The following is a 17,391-nucleotide window of genomic DNA, read 5'->3' on the forward strand; positions in this document are numbered from 1 at the left end:
GTTCTACCGACAGTCGTAAGCGCTTGGCCCCGGGGGCCATGGGCACTAGACTGGCGGCCTTTTAACATACCGATATTGATGTAGAGCCATGGCCGCCAAAGTCGAACCTTTCTGGATCCGCAAAACCCTCGAACAACTCGACCAGGATGAGTGGGAGTCGTTGTGCGACGGCTGCGGCCTGTGCTGCCTGCAAAAGCTCGAGGATGAAGACGACAACAGCGTCTACTACACGCGCATCGCCTGCAAACTGCTGGACCTGAAAACCTGCCAGTGCACCGATTACCCCAACCGTCGCGCCTCGGTGCCCGATTGCATCCAGCTCACTCCGGGCCAGGCCGACCAGTTCAAATGGCTGCCGCCCACCTGCGGTTACCGGCTGGTCAGCGAGCGCAAGAACTTGCCGCTGTGGCACCACCTGGTCTGCGGCGATCGCGACGCTGTGCACCAGGAACGCATTTCCCAGTCCGGGCGCATGCTCAGCGAAGGCAGCGTGCCCGAGGATGACTGGGAGGATTACCTGATTTTTCGTGCAGGCTGAGAAGGAGTGTGTATGACGGTTGGAGCCAGGCTGGCGGCGAGCCTGCTGTTGTTGGTATTGAGTGCGCCGGCGTGGGCAGCGAAGAAAGTTGACCTGGACTATTACGTCAAGCTGTTGCCCCAAAGTGATCAGGCCGAAGTGCGCCTGAGCCTGTCCCAGGGCTCGGCGGTGCGCAGCCTCAACTTTGACCTGGGCCGCGACGGCGACTACAGCGACTTCAAGGCCGATGGCCAGTGGCAAGTGTTGCCGGGCAATACCCCGGGTGACAGCCGCGGCCTGTGGCAACCGAGTGCCGACAAGGCCAGCCTGACCTACCGTGTACGCCTCACCCACGCGCGCAAGAAAGGCGTCTACGAAGCGCGGATGACCCCGAGTTGGGCGCTGTTTCGCGGCGAAGACCTGGTGCCCACTGCACGTCTGGATCAACAGGACGGCATTGAACTGGTGTCGCGCCTGGTGTTTGAACTGCCTGCCGGCTGGAAAAGCGTCGAGACGTCCTGGCCGCGCATCGGCAAGAACAAATTCCGCATCGATAACGTTTCCCGCCTGTTTGACCGGCCCACCGGCTGGATGCTCGCGGGTACGCTGGGCAGTCGCAGGATGCGCCTGGGGGAAACCGAAATCACCGTGGCGTCGCCCAAAGGGCAAGGCATGCATCGCATGGATGTGCTGACCTTGCTGACGTTTGTCTGGCCGCAAGTGCAAGCGGCATTCCCACGGCACCCGGCGAAATTGCTGGTGGTGGGCGCCAGTGACCCGATGCGCCGCGGTGCGTATTCGGCGCGGGACTCGATCTACCTCAACAGCCGTACGCCGTTGGTCAGCGAGAACGGCAGCAGCCCGTTGATCCGTGAAGTGGTGCAGGCTATCGGCCGCTTCAACGACCACCAGGGCAGCGATTGGATCAGCGAGGGCTTGGCGCAGTACTACGCCATTGAGCTGATGCGCCGCGCAGGGGGGATCAGCGACGATCGTTATGCCGCCCTGCAGGCCCGGCTGGCCAGCGAAGGCAAGGACGTGACCACTCTGCGGGTCGAGCACGCCAGTAGCGCGACCGTCTCACGAGCGGTGGTGTTGTTGCAGGAGCTGGACCGCGAGATTCGTGTGAAAACCCACAACAAGCGTTCGCTGGATGATTTGACCCAGGCGGTGATGCGCTTGAACAGCATCAGCACAAAGGAATTCGTGCAGCTGGGGGAGAGCATTATTGGCGAGTCGTCGGTAGTACTCGATACCAAACTGCTGCACTGAAACCAAGGTGGGAGCGGGCTTGCTCGCGAAAGCGGTGTATCAGAAACACAGTCAGTGACTGACACTCCGCTTTCACGAGCAAGCCCGCTCCCACTTTTGATCGGGGTTAACCCACAGTTTTGCTGGCGTTTTCAGCCGCCACTTCAGCCTTGGTCTTGAGGTTTTTCAGTTCCTCACCGGCGCGTTCGATCTTGGTTCGCACGCTGTTCATTTCCTGGCGGCTGCGCTCCAGCAACTCTTTCGCCGAGCTATGCCCGCTGATCCCGCGTGCCAGCGCTACGCCGCCAATCGCCACCTGGATCAAACCGAAAAAGCCGCCACGGCGCAGGCCTTTGCCCATCATCACCACACCGCCAGCCAGGGAGCCGATGCGTTCCCAGCCCTGGACGTTTTGCGTGGGTTGGGGCTCGAACGGGGTGGACCGGATAACGGGTCGCAGGGTTTTGCTGTCGCTCATGATCTGTCTCCAATAAGGGCTGATTGATATGCAGCTGACTGCACACAGGCCGCGGATGTTCCCAAAAAATCAGTATTTGGGGCCCGAACGGGTGTTGTTGCCCTTGGCCAGACGGTCGTAAAGCACCACGTTGACGGTGGCGGCGAGGTTCATGCAACCGGTGGTCGGGATGTAGATCACGTCTTCACACCAGTCGCGAATCTCTTTGTCGAGGGAGCCGTCTTCCGGACCGAAGATATACAGCGCACGGTCCGGATGGGTGTATTCGGGGAGAGGGCGGGCGCCTTCCACCAGCTCGACGGCGACGGGGATGCAGCCCAGGGGCAGGATCTTTTTCAGGTCGTCGATACCGATCAGCGGAATGTCGTGGTGGACCTTCTTGGTGTCGGTAATAAAGTCCCGGGCCCGCTCATAGCGCTTGCCGGTGTAGAACACCGAGGCCACGCCGTAGCAGCCGGCGGCGCGCATCACCGAGCCGACGTTTTCGGGGGATTTGGGGTTGTACAGACCGATGCAGCTGTAGCGTTTATTGCCCACGGGAAAGGGTGCCTTCGAGAAAAACCGCGATTATACGGGGATTGCTCGAAAGGCGGTCAGTTTGAGCGGCACGTGTTGCAACACTGTGGCAAGGGAGCTTGCTATGGCAAAGGGGCTTGCTGTGGCGAGGGAGCTTGCTCCCGCTGGAGTGCGAAGCGCTCCCAAAAAACGTGGGGCCGCTACGCAGCCCAGCGGGAGCAAGCTCCCTCGCCACAACAAGCCTTCTCCCACTGCGAGCCATCTCCCACAGCAGGTCGTTCATTACATCGCTTCAGTCGTCTTTCTTCATCAACCCGGCCAACGCCGCAAACGGGTTGTGCGTCGCCTTGGCGATCGTCGGGCTGCTGGTGGAGCCTTCGCCGAAATACTGCTGGTCGGTATAACGCGAGTGTTCGTTGTCGTGGCAATACAGGCACAGCAACTCCCAGTTGGAGCCGTCCTGGGGGTTGTCGTCATGGTTGTGGTTGCGGTGGTGCACGGTCAGTTCGCTCAGGCGCTTGCCGGCGAATTCACGGGCGCAGCGGCCACACACGTGGGGGTACATCTTCAGGGCTTTGTCGCGGTAGCCCATTTCCCGGTCGCGCTGGGCATCGGCGAGGATGCGGTCCAGCTTGGCGGTGTGGGAGGGCGGGTTGGTCGAGCTCATCATGGCTCCTGTCTTTTAGTGGATCACGGATAGCGTTGATTCTAGCTGCTTGCGGGCTAATAAACCTCCGGCTTTTTCAGGCGCAGTCATGCCGGTGAGGGGGATTGTTTGTAGTATCGACGAACTGAATTCATAAGGAGCGGTACTCATGCGGATGCATTCATGGTTGTGGGCGCTGCTGTTGTGCGCCGTCAGTGTTCAGGTCCAGGCGTTTTCCACGCCCCAGCCAGGCGAGGTGATCGATGTGGCGCTGGAGCAGCTCCACCCTACCCAGGCCGTCATCGGTTTTGATCAGATACATTACAAGCTGGGGGTATTTGCCGAGTCGCCCAAAAAAGTGTTCGACGAATACTGTGAAACCAACGGCCAGGGCGGTGTCGACAAGGTGCCTGAAGATGCCGATCTGCATAAGCCGGGCAGCTTCACCTGCAAAGACCCGGTAGGCGCCCACCCGGCGGACATGAAAACCGTGGTGGTCGGCCCCGCTGGCCAGTTGTACCTCACTGACGGCCACCACTCGTTCAGTACCTTGTGGGAGCAGCCAGGTGCCGGCGCCAAACTGAAGATGTGGGTGCGGGTCACCGATAACTTCAGCGACAGTCCCGACCTGGTGACTTTCTGGAAACGTATGGAGCAGGGCCGCAAGGTCTGGCTCAAGGACGGCCAGGGCAAGACCATCACGCCTGAGCAAATTCCGACACACCTGGGCTTCAAGGACCTCGGCGACGATATGTTCCGCAGCCTGGTTTACTTCTCCCGCAAGGCGTCCTACGGCAAGCCGACCTCTGGTGAGGTGGTGCCGGAATTCCTGGAGTTTTACTGGGGAGGGTGGTTGCGCACGCAGATTGACCTCGGCGCGTTCATCCTGAACAAGCAAGGCGGGTATGAAAAGGCAATCGAGGCGGTAGCCAAGCGCATGGTCAGCCTGGCGCCCGAGGCACCGGTAGGAGACAGCGGCTTCAGCGCCCGGCAGTTGGGCGGCTTCACGTCACTTGACCGCAAAGAACTGAACGATACGTTCAAGAAGAAAGTGCCCTACGTTATCGACAGTAGAAGTAACTAAGTGACGAACCGGCAGGGGCGGCCTTGTGCTGTTTCTGTCGGGCGTATAACGGCTGAATATACAGTAAAGATCCGGCAGATATCGATTTAAATGCCGTGGGGCATTTAATTGGCTTCAGGGTGATAAAGTGTTGGACTAACTTTGCCAGTTTGTTTAATGTGGCGCCTCTTGGCCTACTGCCGTTAGTGTGTTCTGTGGTGGCGTCAGGTAGTCAATACGTCAGGTCTTTCCTGGCGACTGTCAGTTTCCCGCAAGCCGGGCTTTCCTTTCACGATATCAACCCCCATGGTTGACGTTGTGGCGTTTCAAATCAGAAGCGCTCATCCAGAGCGTACTGCTTCCAATAACCGAAGTCGGGTGGTTGAAGTGTCTGATGATCGTCGTGCAAATAATAAAAAATCGACGCGTTACCCTGTTGTTATAACTTGATGATTCGGGATAAGTGTCCTGTGCAAGTTATAAGTTTATGGTGCCCGTTAATAAACTTCTGATGTTCATCTCACTGACATTCACACTGCGTGAATGCAACGGCCTGCTTCAATTGAATACATGCAATTTTTTGTAGAGGCTGTTGTGTCTAAAGGCGTTGTTCTGGCGGTTTCCGCTTCCTTCCTGTTTGGTGTGCTGTATTTCTTTACCTCCCTTCTTGAACCCTTGAATGGCCAGCAGATATTTGGCTGGCGAATGCTCATCTCCTTGCCCTTCATGACGTTGCTGCTGTGCCTGTCCGGGGATTGGAAGTGGGTGCCGTTGATCTACAAGCGTCTGCGGGAGAAACCCGCGTTGCTGCCCTGTGTCGTGCTCACCAGTGCCCTGGTGGGTGTGCAGTTGTGGATCTTCATGTGGGCGCCCCTCAATGGCCACGGCCTGGATGTGTCGCTGGGCTATTTCCTGTTACCGCTGACCATGGTCATCACCGGGCGCATCGTTTACGGCGAACGCCTTTCCCATCTGCAAAAAATTGCCGCAGCGCTGGCGGCGGTGGGCGTGGCCAACGAGCTGTATCGCACGGGCGGGTTCTCCTGGACCACCCTGGTGGTGTGCGTCGGTTATCCGCTGTATTTCGTGCTGCGCAGGCGTTGTGGCACCGACAACCTCGGCGGGCTGTGGCTGGACATGATGCTGATGATTCCGGTCGCGCTGTGGTTCGTCCTCGGTAGTGAGCCCATCAACGAGACCCTGGCGCAGCGCCCGGCGCTCTATTGGCTGGTGCCACTCATGGGGTTGGTCAGCGCGGCGGCGGGTTATTCCTACATCCTGGCCAGCCGGCTGTTGCCGTTCAGCCTGTTCGGTTTGCTCAGTTACGCGGAACCGGTGCTGCTGGTGGCCGTGTCTCTGATGCTGGGAGACGCTCTCAAACCGGGCCAATGGATGACCTACCTGCCGATCTGGCTGGCCGTGGTGGTGTTGGTGCTGGAAGGCTTGAGGCATTTGAATCGACTGCGCCGGTCGATCTGACCTACGACCCGCGCAGTGAATTCAGGCGGCTGTTTCAGCCCTTGAGTTTCTCGGCAATCCAGATGGTATGCCGCGTGCCCTTGTTGCCATGGGCAAACACTTGCACTTCCTCGGCCTTGAAGCCGGCCTTGCGCAGTTTGTCGCTGAACTGCTTGTCGGCGCTGGCCGACCATACCGCCAGCACGCCCTTGGGCCGTAGCGCCTTGGCGCAGGCGCTTAGGCCACCGGCGGAATACAGCCAGCTGTTGGCTTTTTGCGTCAGGCCTTCGGGGCCGTTGTCGACGTCCAGCATGATTGCGTCAAACCCCTGGGGCTCGGCCTGCAGCACCTTGGCCACGTCTTCCAGACGGATCACGGTGCGCGGGTCCAGCAGCGGGCGGCCGGACTTTTCCCCCAGAGGGCCGCGATTCCACTCGACCACGCCGGGCACCAGCTCGGCAACCACCACTTCGGCAGTCTTGCCCAAATGCTTGAGCGCTGCCGCCAGGGTAAAACCCATGCCCAGGCCGCCAATCAACACCCTGGAGCCGGGCCGACCGGCGACTTTGCGGCACGGAATATCCGCCAGCGCATCCTCGGAACCGTGCATGCGCGTGTTCATCAACTGGCCACCGTCACCGCCCTGAATCTTGATGACAAAATCCTCACCGTACTCGAACAGGCACAAGGCACCGCCGTTGTCGGGGATCGGGGTGGTGTCCAGCAGAACGAAACGTTTCATGGAAATCTCATTGGGAAGGGCATTCTTGCGCGGTTGGGAGTAGCCTTACGACTTTACGGTCAGGCCATGGAGCCATCGATGAAGTGCAGCATTCTAACGGTCATTGTGTGGAGCGCGCTCGCCCTTGGCGGTGTGGCCCAGGCTCAGGAGTCGCAAACCGTGCCGATTACCCCCGCGCCTACGGCGGGTTCACCGGGTACTGCAACGCCCACGCCTTATCCGCAAGTCACGCCACCGGCAACGCCAAAGGCGGCCGGCAGCGGTGAGCCATTGTTGGCGCCGATCGTGCTGCCCGCGCCGCCGAAGGACCAGACGATCCCCGGCTTGCAGCAAAACGACATCAAGCCCAAGACCCCGGGCGGCTAAAACTGCTGGGACAGCAATTGCCCGTCCGCCATGCGCAGGCGCCTGGACAGGGCGATAGCAATCGCACGAATGATCTTGGCCGCGATTTTCGGTGCATCGTTGAGCATCTTTTCCAGGGAATCCTTGCCCAGGTTCAATAGCACGCAATCGCTGGCCGCCACACAGCTGGCGGAGCGGCGCTCGCCGTCCAGCACAGCCATCTCGCCAAAGGTCCGTCCGCTGCGCAAGGTGGCGATAGTCAGGCGCTGGCCTGCATGGTTGGTCTTCTGCACCGCCACCTGGCCTGAGTGAATGATGCACATGAAGGTGCCCGCGTCGCCCTCGAGGAAAATCACCTCATCGCGGGCGATGCTGCTGATGTTGAAATAGCCCGCCGCTACGTGGAAGTCTTCCGGCAGCAACGGGTCGAACAGGCCGCAATCCATCAGCATGTCGCGGATTTCGTTATTGAGTAAGGTCGGTTCTGGCATGAGGCTTACAGTCTTTGTCCATAAATCGTGCAGGGCGCGCCCGGCGGTCAAGTGTTCAGACCGGCCCGCCAGGCGGAGTTCCTTAAATCAGCCCCAGCGCCTTGAAAACAAATGCATATTCGAGTGCTACGTCACGTAATCCCTGGTAACGACCACTCATGCCGCCGTGGCCGGCGCCCAGCTCGGTCTTGAGCAGCAACAGGTTGTCGTCGGTCCTGGTGTCGCGCAGCTTGGCCACCCACTTCGCCGCTTCCCAATACTGCACGCGGCTGTCGTTGTAGCCGGCGATCACCAGCGTGGCCGGATAGGCCTGGGCGCTGACGTTTTCGTACGGTGCGTACGCCTTGATCCGCTCATACACCTCGGGCTCCTGCGGGTTGCCCCATTCGTCGTACTCGGTGATGGTCAGCGGCAACTCGGGGTCGAGCATGGTGTTGAGCACATCGACGAACGGCACTTCGGCAATCGCCGCCTGGAACAGCTCCGGGCGTTGATTGAGCACCGCGCCGATCAACAGGCCACCGGCGCTGCCGCCGCTGATGGCCAGTTGCTTGGAGGTGGTCAGGCCCTGGGCGATCAAGTGTTCGGCGCACGCGATAAAGTCGCTGAAGGTGTTTTGCTTGTGCTCCTGCTTGCCGCCGCGATACCAGGCCTCACCCAGTTCGCCGCCGCCGCGTACATGGGCAATGGCGAAGGCCACGCCACGGTCCAGCAGGCTCAGGCGGGCGTGGGAGAACCACGGGTCGAGGCTGTGGCCGTAGGCGCCGTAGCCGTACAGATACAGGGGCGTCGGCTTACCCAACTGGTCGCGTCGGACGACAAGACTGATCGGCACCTGAGTGCCATCGGCCGACGTTGCCCACAGGCGTTGGCTGACGTAGTCGTCGGCGTTGAACACGCCCAGCACCGGGGTTTCCTTGAGCACTTGTTGTGCGCCGCCGGCCAGTTCCAGCTGACGAACCTGGGCCGGGCGGTTCAGCGCCTCATAGCGCAGGCGGATCTTGTCGCTGGCAAATTCCAGGCTGTTTTGCACATAGAGGCTGTAGGCCGCGTCCGGTAACTCCACGCGATAAGCGGCTTGCCCCTGTGGGTGCACTTCGATGATCGGCAGGCCGCCGATCCGCAGGCTCAGGGTCATGGCCCGGGCATTGAGGCTTACGCCATCGAGCATTACCGCGTCGTCGTGGGGGATCAGGTTCAGCCAGTCGTCCTGGGTCGGCACACTGCCGGTGTCGGCCGCCTGGAACAGCGCAAAGTTGATGCCGTCACGGTTGCTGCGGATAAACCAGGTCCACTGGTCGTCCAGCTTGCCGTGGTCGACGTCATATTCATGGCCTTCGACCCGTGGCGCCATGCAGGTAAACGCCTGCTGCGGCTTTTCGGCGTCCAGGGCCCAGATCTCGCTGGTGGTCTTGCTGCCCAGGGCCAGCAGCAACTGACGCTCGGAGCTGGAGCGGTAGCAGTGCAGGAAGAAACGTCCGTCAGGCTCGTGGAACACTTCTTCGGCGGCAGTGCCGTCCAGGCGATAGCGATACAGCTTGTGCGGGCGATGGGTGTCGTCCAGTTCGGTGAAGAACAGGGTCAGGCTGTCGTTGGCCCAGGTCATGCTGCCATCGCAGTCTTCAAACTCCAGTTCGCTGACCTTGCCGGTGGCCAATTCCTTCACGTAGAGGGTGTAGATCTCTTCGCCGCTGGTATCCAGGCTGTAGGCCAGGCGCTGGTGGTCCGGGCTGATGCTGAAGGCGCCGAGGGAGAAAAAGCCGCCATTGGCCAGTACGTTCGGATCCAGCAGCAGCTCTTCCGCGCTTTCGTCGACCTGTTGGCTGTCGTCCGCCGGGCGCGGGCAGCGGTAGTGGCGGGCGTATTCGTCGCCGGCGGTGGTGCGGGTGTAATACAGGTACGGGCCCCAGGGCGAGGGCAGGGACAGGTCGGTTTCGAGAATGCGGCCCTTGATCTCCTCGAACAGGGTCTCGCGCAGCGCCTGCTGGTCGGACAATTGTGCTTCTTGCCAGGCATTTTCCGCCTTGAGGTAATCGAGCACCTCGGCGCTGTCACGCGCTTGCAGCCAGGCATACGGGTCGGTGCCTGGGGCCTTGCGGGCGATCGGGGCGGCAGTGATGTGGGTCGATGGGGGCATGGATCACTCTCTGTCTGGCGGTTGGCCGACGGCATTGCAGCCTCGGCACTGAAAAGCCGTTATCATAGCGGCCTGTTTGCCTACCTTGCCATGGACACCATGACCGAGAACGACTATCTGATCGCTTGGGGCCTCTACGCCTTCGCAGCCCTGGGTTGCCTGTTGGTGTGGTTTGCCATGACCCGCTGGATGTGGCGCTGGCTGCGCGAGCCGCTGCGGTTGCTGGTGGCGGTGCTGCTGTTCAGCCCGACCATCGTCGACCCGGTGAAGACCCAGTTCGCCCCGGCCGTGGCCATCACCGCCCTGGACCTGGTGCTCAAGGTCGGCAACAACGCCTGGCGGGCGATTTCCGATCTGTTCATGTATTGCATGATCGCGTTCGGCGTGTACCTGGTGTTCGTGCTGATCCGCTGGCCCATCGAGCGTGCCGCCAGGGTTCGTCGTGAGCAGAAGGCCGCCGCTGCGGCAGCCGCTGCTGCCGAGCCGGAGGATGACGACGAACCCTTCGCCGATGGGCGTTACGGTCGCCCGGCACCTGTCAGCGGTATGCGGGTCGAACCGCGCCTTTAACGTTGTACGCCCTGTATCGAGAAGCCTGGCATGTGTGAATTATTGGGCATGAGTGCCAACGTACCGACCGATATCGTCTTCAGCTTCACCGGGCTGATGCAGCGCGGCGGACGTACCGGGCCCCACCGCGACGGTTGGGGCATCGCCTTCTACGAGGGCCGTGGCCTGCGGTTGTTCCAGGACCCGGCGGCCAGCAGCGAATCGGAAGTCGCGCTGCTGGTGCAGCGTTATCCCATCAAGAGTGAAGTGGTGATTGGCCATATCCGCCAGGCCAATGTGGGCAAGGTGTGCCTGTCCAATACCCATCCGTTCGTCCGTGAGCTGTGGGGCCGCAACTGGTGCTTTGCCCATAACGGTCAACTGGCGGACTTCAACCCCCGCGCCACGTTCTACCGCCCGGTGGGCGATACCGATAGCGAAGCGGCGTTCTGCGATTTGCTCAACCGTATCCGTGAAGCGTTCCCGGAACCGGTGGACATCGAACAGGTGCTGCCGGACCTGATCGCCGCCTGCAGCGAATACCGCAGCAAGGGCGTGTTCAACTGCCTGCTCAGCGACGGTGACTGGCTGTTCTGCTATTGCTCGACCAAACTGGCACAGATCACCCGGCGTGCGCCATTTGGCCCTGCACGGTTGAAAGATGTCGACGTGATCGTCGATTTTCAGGCCGAAACCACCCCCAATGACGTGGTGACGGTAATTGCCACCGAACCCCTGACCGAAAACGAGACCTGGACCCGCTACGAACCGGGCCAGTGGAGCCTGTGGCGACGCGGCGAATGTGTCAGCCAAGGTAAAACGGAATAAGGACGTCGAATATGTTGCTCAGCTATTTGCGACTGGTGTTGTTTGCCGTGGGTCTGTTGGTCGGTGTGCAGGTGCCGGGGTTTATCAGCGACTACGCCAAGCGCGTCGAAGCCCACTTGATCGAAGCCCAGACCGGCTTGCGCGGCTTCGATGCCACGGCGCAACAGTTCTTCAACGGTGACTTGCAGGCGCTGGTGGCCCATTACCGTGCCAGTGACGACCCGGTGTTTCGCAGCGATGCCAACAGCCTGGGCACCTTGCTCGACCGCCAGGTAGCGCTGGATAAGCAGTTCCAGGCGATGCAGGGCCCGTGGTACATCCGCGCGCTGCAAGTGGCGGTGGCCGCCGACCCGGCGATTCGCCAGGAAACCTGGAACGGCTACAGCTACATGCTGTTGCTGACCCCGGAAGCCATGGGCTGGGGCCTGGGCGGGGCGATGTTGTTGTCGTTCGGCATCGAGTGCCTGTTCCGCCTGATCGACTGGGTGGTGTTGGGCGGCAAGCGCCTGCGCCAGAGCCGACCGATTGAAGAGCGGGACCTCAAGGGGCTTTAAAGGCTGACGCGGTCAAATTGTGGGAGCGGGCTTGCTCGCGAATGCGGTGCGTCAGTGACATATGGGGTGGCTGGCACACCGCATTCGCGCGCAAGCCCGCTCCCACAGTTTTAAATCGGTTCCTTCAGTGGCATGGGGTTGCTCAACACCATCAAGTCCTCGCCCACCTTCTGCGCGTACTGCTGCACCACGCTCTGGCACAGCGCCACAATCTCCTCCACCAACTCCACGCCCACTCGCCACGACACCACCACCTGCAGGTTCGGCGGCCGTTGTTCCATGGGCAGCATGGTCAATTCACCTCGTGCCAGCTCTTCACTGACCAATACGGGCGGGAACGCACCAATCCCGAACCCGTCCCGCAGCAGGCGGGTGATCGCTGACACCGAGTTCACACAGTTCATCCGTGGGGCGGATACGCCGTTAGCCTGCATCAGGCTGAGCACGTCCTGGTGCGGACAGGAGTTTTTCGAGTAGGTGATGATGCGCTCCTGGGCCAGTTCGGCGAGGGACGCGTAGTCGCGGTTGTAGATCGAGTGGCTGGCGACGATCCAGCCCATGGGGTGGCTGGCCAGTTCCAGGCTGCGCAAGGTTTCCTGGCGCAGCAGGTCGGTTTGCAGGATCAGGTCGAGAAAGCCTTTTTGCAACTGATCGCTGAGGTTCAGCGCGGTATCGGCGACCAACTCGATTTCTACCCGCGGAAAGTTGTCCGTCAGTTCTGCCACCAGCGCGCTCAGCCAGGTGTGAATCACCGTGTCCATCACTCCGATGCGGATACGCCCGACCTTGCTGCTGGTGGTTTCCAGGGACTGCTTGAGCCCTTGCATGGTCGCCATCATCTGCTCGGCATAATCGAGCACCTTCAAGCCTTCCGGCGTCAGGCTCACACCTCGGGAATCGCGCAGGAACAGCTTCACCCCCAACTCGCCTTCCAGCACGGCGATGCGGCTGGAGATCGAGGCCTGGGTGGTGAACAGCTTCTCTGCCGTGAGGCGAAAGCTCTTGAGCTTGGCCACCCAGACGAAGGTTTCGAGGAACTTCAAATTCATGGGATCAACTTTTCTTATGCATGGATTGTTTTTTATTAGTTGGACGCAGCGTGCCGCAACCGCCAAAAATCGAGCTGTCTCACGATAAGCGTCGTTGGGGCTCGGGACAACATCGTTGCGAGATCTTGGTAAAAGATCCCACACTACAAAAAAATAAAGCCTACAGGAGCCCTACCGTGAGCCGCCTGCTATTGAACTGCGACATCGGCGAAAGCTTTGGCAACTGGACCTTGGGGCTGGACGCCGAAGTCATGCCGTTCATTGATTGCGCCAACGTAGCCTGCGGTTTCCACGCCGGCGACCCGAGCATCATGCGCAAGACCGTCAGCCTGGCCTTCGAGCATGGCGTGCAGGTGGGCGCGCACCCGGCGTACCAGGACCTGCAGGGTTTCGGCCGCCGCTCCATGGCCTACACCCCGCAGGAAATCCAGGACCTGTTGCACTACCAGGTCGGCGCCCTCGACGGTATTTGCCGGGCCCAGGGCGGGCGGGTCAGCTACGTCAAACCCCATGGCGCGATGTACAACGACATGATGGCCAAGCCTGCGCAATTGCGAGCGGTGATCCAGGCCGTGGCGGCCTACGACGCCAGCCTGCCATTGATGCTGATGGCCACCCGTGACAACAGCGCCGCCCAGGCCTTGGGTGACGAATATGGCGTGACCCTGTGGTTCGAAGCCTTTGCCGACCGTGCCTACGACAGCGCCGGCCATCTGGTCTCCCGCCAGTTGCCGGGCGCGGTGCATCATGACCCGGAAAAGATCATCCAGCAGGCCTTGATCATCGCCCGGGGAGAACAGTTGGTCGCCAGTGATGGCAGTCCGTTGCACCTGCAAGCCAATACCTTGTGCGTGCATGGCGATAACACCAGCTCAGTGGCTGCCGTGCAGCGCATCCGCGAGGCGTTGACCCCAGCATGAAGCCACGGATTGAAGTGGTGGCCATCGACTGCCTGATGGTGCGCCTGTTTGAGGTGATCGCCGAAGACAACATGCCCTGGATGCTCGCCGCCACCCGCCGTTTGCGCGAAGGTTTTGGCCCGGCGCTGGTGGACCTGGTGCCGTCCTACACGACCCTGATGGTGCACTACGACCTGCTGGCGCTGGACCCTGGCCAGGCACGGGCGTTGATCGACCAGGCGCTCAAGGAATTGCAGCCCGAACCCCAGGGCAGCGGGCGATGCCATGTGTTGCCGGTCTGGTATGACCTGAGTGTCGGCCCGGAGTTGGCGTTGCTGGCGCAGCGCAGTGGCCTGGCAGTGGAGGAGGTGATTCGCCGTCACAGCCAGCATGAGTACCAGGTATTCGCCTTGGGCTTCGCCCCGGGGTTTGCCTTTATGGGGCTGGTGGATGAACAGCTCGCGACACCGCGGCTCAACACCCCGCGCAAGCGGGTGGCGGCGGGCAGCGTGGGCATCGCCGAGCGGCAGACGGCGGCTTATCCGGTGGTCTCGCCAGGTGGCTGGAACCTGATCGGCCGCACACCGGCCAAGTTGTTTGACCGCGAACGCGACGGCTACAGTCTGATGCAGCCGGGGGACACCGTGCGTTACGAAGCGGTCAGCCATCGCGAATTCATCAACCTGGGTGGCGATGACACACCGTTGGAGGCCCAGGCATGAGCCGCTTGTTGATCGAGGCCAGCACCCCGCTCTGCTTGTTGCAGGACGCTGGACGTTTTGGCGTAAGGCACTTGGGCGTGACCCAGGGCGGCGCGCTGGATTGGGTGTCGATGTCGTGGGCCAATTGGTTGCTGGGCAATGCCCTGGATGCGCCGGTGGTGGAAATCACCTTGGGTGGCTTCACCGTGCAGGCCGAGGCCTATTGCCTGCTGGCGCTGGCCGGGGCGGACTTGGGCGCGTATGTCGACGAGCGCGCGATCAGCCCGGGGCGCAGCTTTATTCTGCAAAAGGGCCAGCGCTTGCGTTTTACCCAGCCATTCAGCGGTGCGCGGGCTTACCTGGCAGCGCCGGGCGGGTTTGATGCGCCGCAGGTGCTGGGCAGCTGCGCCACGGTGGGCCGTGAAGAACTGGGCGGGCTGGATGGCTTTGGCCGGTCACTGGCCGAAGGTGCGCAATTGACCTATTCGGGCGTGGGCGGTGCGATGCAGGTGTTGTCCGCCGGGCAATTGCCGAAGCTGGATTCCAAGGCGCCACTTGAGGTGATCCTCGGGGCGCAGATCGGTCAGTTTGGCGGGCAGAGTCTGTTTGATGTGTTCAACAGCGAGTGGACCCTCGACAGCCGTGCCGACCGCATGGGCATGCGCTTGCTGGGTACGCCGCTGGAATATCAGGGGCCGTCGCTGATCTCGGAAGGCATCCCGCTGGGGGCGATCCAGGTGCCGCCGGACGGGCAGCCGATTGTGTTGCTCAATGACCGGCAGACCATTGGCGGCTACCCACGATTGGGCGCGTTGACGCCATTGGCGTTGGCGCGGCTGGCGCAGTGCTTGCCGGGGGAGAAGGTGAGGTTGGCGCCGGTGGTGCAGGAGACGGCGCATCGCCAGCAAGTGGAGTATTTGCAGTACCTTGCCAGAAACTAAAGACCGCCGCAGGACAAAATGTGGGAGCGGGCTTGCTCGCGAAGGCGGTGTATCAGCCAATATATTCGGTGACTGACACTGCGCTTTCGCGAGCAAGCCCGCTCCCACATTTGATCGTGGTTGTCTGGGAAACAACTTACTTCGACAAAAAGCGCATCCCTTCCTCAAGCCCGCGCAACGTCAACGGAAACATCTGGTCTTCGATCAAGTCCCGGACAATCCCGGTGGACGCCGTATAGCCCCAGGTATCTTTCGGGTACGGATTAATCCAGATCAGCTTCTTGTACTTCTCCATGAACCGCTGCATCCACACATACCCGGGCTCTTCATTCCAGTGCTCGACGCTGCCGCCGGCCTGGGTGATTTCATACGGCGCCATGGCCGCATCGCCGATAAAGATCACTTTGTAGTCGGCACCGTACTTGTGCAGCAAATCCTGGGTCGAGGTGCGTTCCGAGCCCCGGCGCATGTTGTTCTTCCACACCGATTCATAGATGAAGTTGTGGAAGTAGAAATACTCCAGGTGCTTGAACTCGGTCTTGCACGCCGAGAACAACTCTTCGCAAGTCTTCACATGGGCATCCATCGAGCCGCCGATGTCGAACAGCAGCAACAGCTTGATGGTGTTGCGCCGCTCCGGGCGCATCTGGATATTCAGCAGCCCGGCATCGCGGGCCGTATGGTCGATGGTGCCGTCAATGTCGAGCTCTTCCGCCGCACCCTGGCGTGCGAACTTGCGCAGGCGGCGCAGGGCGATCTTGATGTTGCGCGTGCCCAGTTCCACCGAATCATCGAGGTTCTTGTACTCGCGCTGGTCCCAGACCTTGACCGCCTTGCCCTGGCGCTTGCCGGCATCCCCCACGCGTATGCCTTCGGGGTTGAAGCCGCCGGAGCCGAAGGGGCTGGTACCGCCGGTGCCGATCCACTTGTTGCCGCCGGCGTGGCGTTCCTTCTGTTCTTCGAGACGTTTCTTGAATTCTTCGATGAGCTTGTCGAGGCCGCCGAGGGACTGGATCTGTGCGCGTTCCTCGTCGGTCAGCGAGCGTTCGAATTCCTTGCGCAGCCAGTCTTCGGGGATCAGTGCCTGCAGGTGATCGTCGAGTTTTTCCAGGCCGTTGAAGTAGGCGCCGAAGGCCCGGTCGAACTTGTCGAAATGCCGTTCGTCCTTCACCAGGATCGCCCGGGCCAGGTAGTAGAACTCGTCCATGTCGGCGAAGGTCACGCGCTGTTTCAGCGCGTTGATCAGGTCCAGCAGCTCACGCACCGACACCGGCACCTTGGCTGCACGCATTTCATTGAACAGGTTGAGCAGCATGGCAATCGCCCTTATCGGTTACCGCGACGGCTCATGAACGCCAGGCGTTCCAGCAACTGCACGTCCTGCTCGTTCTTCACCAGGGCACCGGCCAGGGGCGGGATGGCCTTGGTGGGGTCGCGCTCGCGCAGCACCGCTTCGCCGATGTTGTCGGCCATCAGCAGTTTCAGCCAGTCCACCAGTTCGGAGGTGGACGGTTTTTTCTTCAGGCCCGGTACTTTGCGCACGTCAAAGAATACGTCGAGGGCTTCGCTGACCAGGTCTTTCTTGATGTCCGGGTAGTGCACGTCGACGATCTTTTGCAGGGTGGTGCGGTCCGGGAAGGCGATGTAGTGGAAGAAGCAGCGGCGCAGGAACGCGTCCGGCAGCTCTTTTTCGTTGTTGGAAGTAATGATGATGATCGGGCGCTTCTTGGCCTTGATGGTCTCGTCGATTTCGTAGACGTAGAACTCCATCTTGTCGAGTTCTTGCAGCAGGTCGTTGGGGAACTCGATGTCGGCCTTGTCGATTTCGTCGATCAGCAGGATGACCCGCTCCTCGGACTCGAAGGCTTCCCAGAGCTTGCCCTTTTTCAGGTAGTTGCGTACGTCGTGCACCTTGTCCACGCCCAGCTGCGAGTCCCGCAGGCGGCTCACCGCGTCGTACTCGTACAGGCCCTGGTGCGCCTTGGTGGTGGACTTGATGTGCCAGGTGATCAGCTTGGCGCCAAAGGATTCGGCCAGTTGCTCGGCGAGCATGGTCTTGCCGGTGCCCGGTTCGCCCTTGACCAGCAGTGGCCGCTCCAATGTGATGGCGGCGTTGACGGCCAGTTTCAGGTCATCGGTGGCAACGTAGGCCTGGGTGCCTTCGAACTTCATCTATCAATCCTCGAACGTGACGCCGAACGGTGCAGGACCGAAGCGGGCGAGTAA

The 17,391-nt window shown here is 61.0% G+C and carries 20 protein-coding genes; 11 read left to right on the forward strand and 9 right to left on the reverse strand.

Features of this window, described 5'->3' with window-relative positions:
- Positions 1 to 88: 88 nt before the first annotated feature.
- Entirely contained in the window at positions 89 to 538 is a 450-nt protein-coding gene (locus C0058_RS07650) for a YcgN family cysteine cluster protein (RefSeq protein ID WP_102368320.1), read from the forward strand.
- Between the two features lie 12 nt (positions 539 to 550).
- Positions 551 to 1,789: a hypothetical protein gene (locus C0058_RS07655; protein ID WP_102368321.1), complete on the forward strand. Its 1,239-nt coding sequence runs from the start codon at positions 551 to 553 to the stop codon at positions 1,787 to 1,789.
- 106 nt (positions 1,790 to 1,895) lie between these two features.
- On the opposite strand, the gene C0058_RS07660 is transcribed toward C0058_RS07655, so the two are convergent.
- From C0058_RS07660 to C0058_RS07675, 3 genes are all read right to left on the reverse strand, one after another.
- A complete protein-coding gene (locus C0058_RS07660) occupies positions 1,896 to 2,246 on the reverse strand; it encodes a DUF2892 domain-containing protein (RefSeq protein ID WP_003210673.1) in 351 nt (116 codons plus the stop codon).
- A gap of 69 nt (positions 2,247 to 2,315) precedes the next feature.
- The gene (locus tag C0058_RS07665) at positions 2,316 to 2,783 is read right to left on the reverse strand and encodes an RNA methyltransferase (protein ID WP_003210674.1); all 468 of its coding nucleotides are present in this window, start codon (positions 2,781 to 2,783) and stop codon (positions 2,316 to 2,318) included.
- Between the two features lie 271 nt (positions 2,784 to 3,054).
- Entirely contained in the window at positions 3,055 to 3,429 is a 375-nt protein-coding gene (locus C0058_RS07675; protein ID WP_003210675.1) for a YajD family HNH nuclease, read from the reverse strand.
- 148 nt (positions 3,430 to 3,577) lie between these two features.
- Here C0058_RS07675 and C0058_RS07680 point away from each other — a divergent pair, with 148 nt between their 5' ends.
- Positions 3,578 to 4,492 (forward strand): ParB/Srx family N-terminal domain-containing protein, encoded by a 915-nt coding sequence (locus C0058_RS07680; RefSeq protein ID WP_102368322.1) that lies wholly within the window; start codon positions 3,578 to 3,580, stop codon positions 4,490 to 4,492.
- A 573-nt stretch (positions 4,493 to 5,065) separates the two neighbouring features.
- On the forward strand, positions 5,066 to 5,950 hold the full coding sequence (gene rarD / locus C0058_RS07685) for an EamA family transporter RarD (RefSeq protein ID WP_023659097.1): 885 nt from the start codon (positions 5,066 to 5,068) through the stop codon (positions 5,948 to 5,950).
- 34 nt (positions 5,951 to 5,984) lie between these two features.
- Here rarD and C0058_RS07690 read toward each other — a convergent pair whose 3' ends face one another.
- The gene (locus tag C0058_RS07690) at positions 5,985 to 6,671 is read right to left on the reverse strand and encodes a spermidine synthase (protein WP_102368323.1); all 687 of its coding nucleotides are present in this window, start codon (positions 6,669 to 6,671) and stop codon (positions 5,985 to 5,987) included.
- Between the two features lie 78 nt (positions 6,672 to 6,749).
- On the opposite strand from C0058_RS07690, the gene C0058_RS07695 reads away from it, so the two are divergent.
- Positions 6,750 to 7,037 carry a hypothetical protein gene (locus tag C0058_RS07695; protein ID WP_003210679.1) on the forward strand — a complete coding sequence of 96 codons (288 nt, stop codon included), beginning with the start codon at positions 6,750 to 6,752 and terminating at the stop codon, positions 7,035 to 7,037.
- On the opposite strand, the gene C0058_RS07700 is transcribed toward C0058_RS07695, so the two are convergent.
- On the reverse strand, positions 7,034 to 7,507 hold the full coding sequence (locus C0058_RS07700; RefSeq protein ID WP_003210680.1) for a cyclic nucleotide-binding domain-containing protein: 474 nt from the start codon (positions 7,505 to 7,507) through the stop codon (positions 7,034 to 7,036). The two genes, C0058_RS07695 and C0058_RS07700, sit on opposite strands and share 4 nt — an antisense overlap.
- 82 nt (positions 7,508 to 7,589) lie before the next feature.
- Positions 7,590 to 9,644 carry a S9 family peptidase gene (locus tag C0058_RS07705; protein WP_008437939.1) on the reverse strand — a complete coding sequence of 685 codons (2,055 nt, stop codon included), beginning with the start codon at positions 9,642 to 9,644 and terminating at the stop codon, positions 7,590 to 7,592.
- A gap of 21 nt (positions 9,645 to 9,665) precedes the next feature.
- Between C0058_RS07705 and C0058_RS07710 the strand changes: the two genes are divergently transcribed.
- The 3 genes from C0058_RS07710 to C0058_RS07720 are packed head-to-tail and all read left to right on the forward strand — an operon-like array spanning position 9,666 to position 11,575.
- Entirely contained in the window at positions 9,666 to 10,214 is a 549-nt protein-coding gene (locus C0058_RS07710) for an MFS transporter (protein WP_102368324.1), read from the forward strand.
- A gap of 30 nt (positions 10,215 to 10,244) precedes the next feature.
- Complete coding sequence (locus C0058_RS07715) at positions 10,245 to 11,021, forward strand: class II glutamine amidotransferase (RefSeq protein WP_102368325.1); 777 nt, start codon at positions 10,245 to 10,247, stop codon at positions 11,019 to 11,021.
- An 11-nt stretch (positions 11,022 to 11,032) separates the two neighbouring features.
- Positions 11,033 to 11,575 (forward strand): DUF2937 family protein, encoded by a 543-nt coding sequence (locus tag C0058_RS07720; protein WP_003210684.1) that lies wholly within the window; start codon positions 11,033 to 11,035, stop codon positions 11,573 to 11,575.
- 110 nt (positions 11,576 to 11,685) lie between these two features.
- Here C0058_RS07720 and C0058_RS07725 read toward each other — a convergent pair whose 3' ends face one another.
- On the reverse strand, positions 11,686 to 12,624 hold the full coding sequence (locus C0058_RS07725) for a LysR family transcriptional regulator (RefSeq protein ID WP_102368326.1): 939 nt from the start codon (positions 12,622 to 12,624) through the stop codon (positions 11,686 to 11,688).
- A 176-nt stretch (positions 12,625 to 12,800) separates the two neighbouring features.
- Here C0058_RS07725 and C0058_RS07730 point away from each other — a divergent pair, with 176 nt between their 5' ends.
- From C0058_RS07730 to C0058_RS07740, 3 genes are read left to right on the forward strand one after another with little or no spacing between them, the layout of a single operon-like run.
- Complete coding sequence (locus C0058_RS07730; protein WP_102368327.1) at positions 12,801 to 13,544, forward strand: 5-oxoprolinase subunit PxpA; 744 nt, start codon at positions 12,801 to 12,803, stop codon at positions 13,542 to 13,544.
- Positions 13,541 to 14,245, forward strand: a complete 705-nt coding sequence (gene pxpB, locus C0058_RS07735; protein WP_102368328.1) for a 5-oxoprolinase subunit PxpB — start codon at positions 13,541 to 13,543, stop codon at positions 14,243 to 14,245. The genes C0058_RS07730 and pxpB overlap by 4 nt, the downstream gene beginning before the upstream one ends.
- Positions 14,242 to 15,165, forward strand: coding sequence for a biotin-dependent carboxyltransferase family protein (locus tag C0058_RS07740; protein WP_003210688.1), 924 nt, complete (start codon positions 14,242 to 14,244; stop codon positions 15,163 to 15,165). Before pxpB ends, C0058_RS07740 begins: the two co-directional genes overlap by 4 nt.
- Before the next feature lie 136 nt (positions 15,166 to 15,301).
- On the opposite strand, the gene C0058_RS07745 is transcribed toward C0058_RS07740, so the two are convergent.
- Together C0058_RS07745 and C0058_RS07750 are read right to left on the reverse strand one after the other, a co-directional pair.
- Positions 15,302 to 16,480 carry a VWA domain-containing protein gene (locus tag C0058_RS07745; RefSeq protein ID WP_003210689.1) on the reverse strand — a complete coding sequence of 393 codons (1,179 nt, stop codon included), beginning with the start codon at positions 16,478 to 16,480 and terminating at the stop codon, positions 15,302 to 15,304.
- An 11-nt stretch (positions 16,481 to 16,491) separates the two neighbouring features.
- Entirely contained in the window at positions 16,492 to 17,337 is an 846-nt protein-coding gene (locus C0058_RS07750) for a MoxR family ATPase (RefSeq protein WP_003210690.1), read from the reverse strand.
- Positions 17,338 to 17,391 lie beyond the last annotated feature (54 nt).

The organism is Pseudomonas sp. NC02, from assembly GCF_002874965.1.
In the GTDB taxonomy this organism is placed as follows: Bacteria; Pseudomonadota; Gammaproteobacteria; order Pseudomonadales; family Pseudomonadaceae; genus Aquipseudomonas.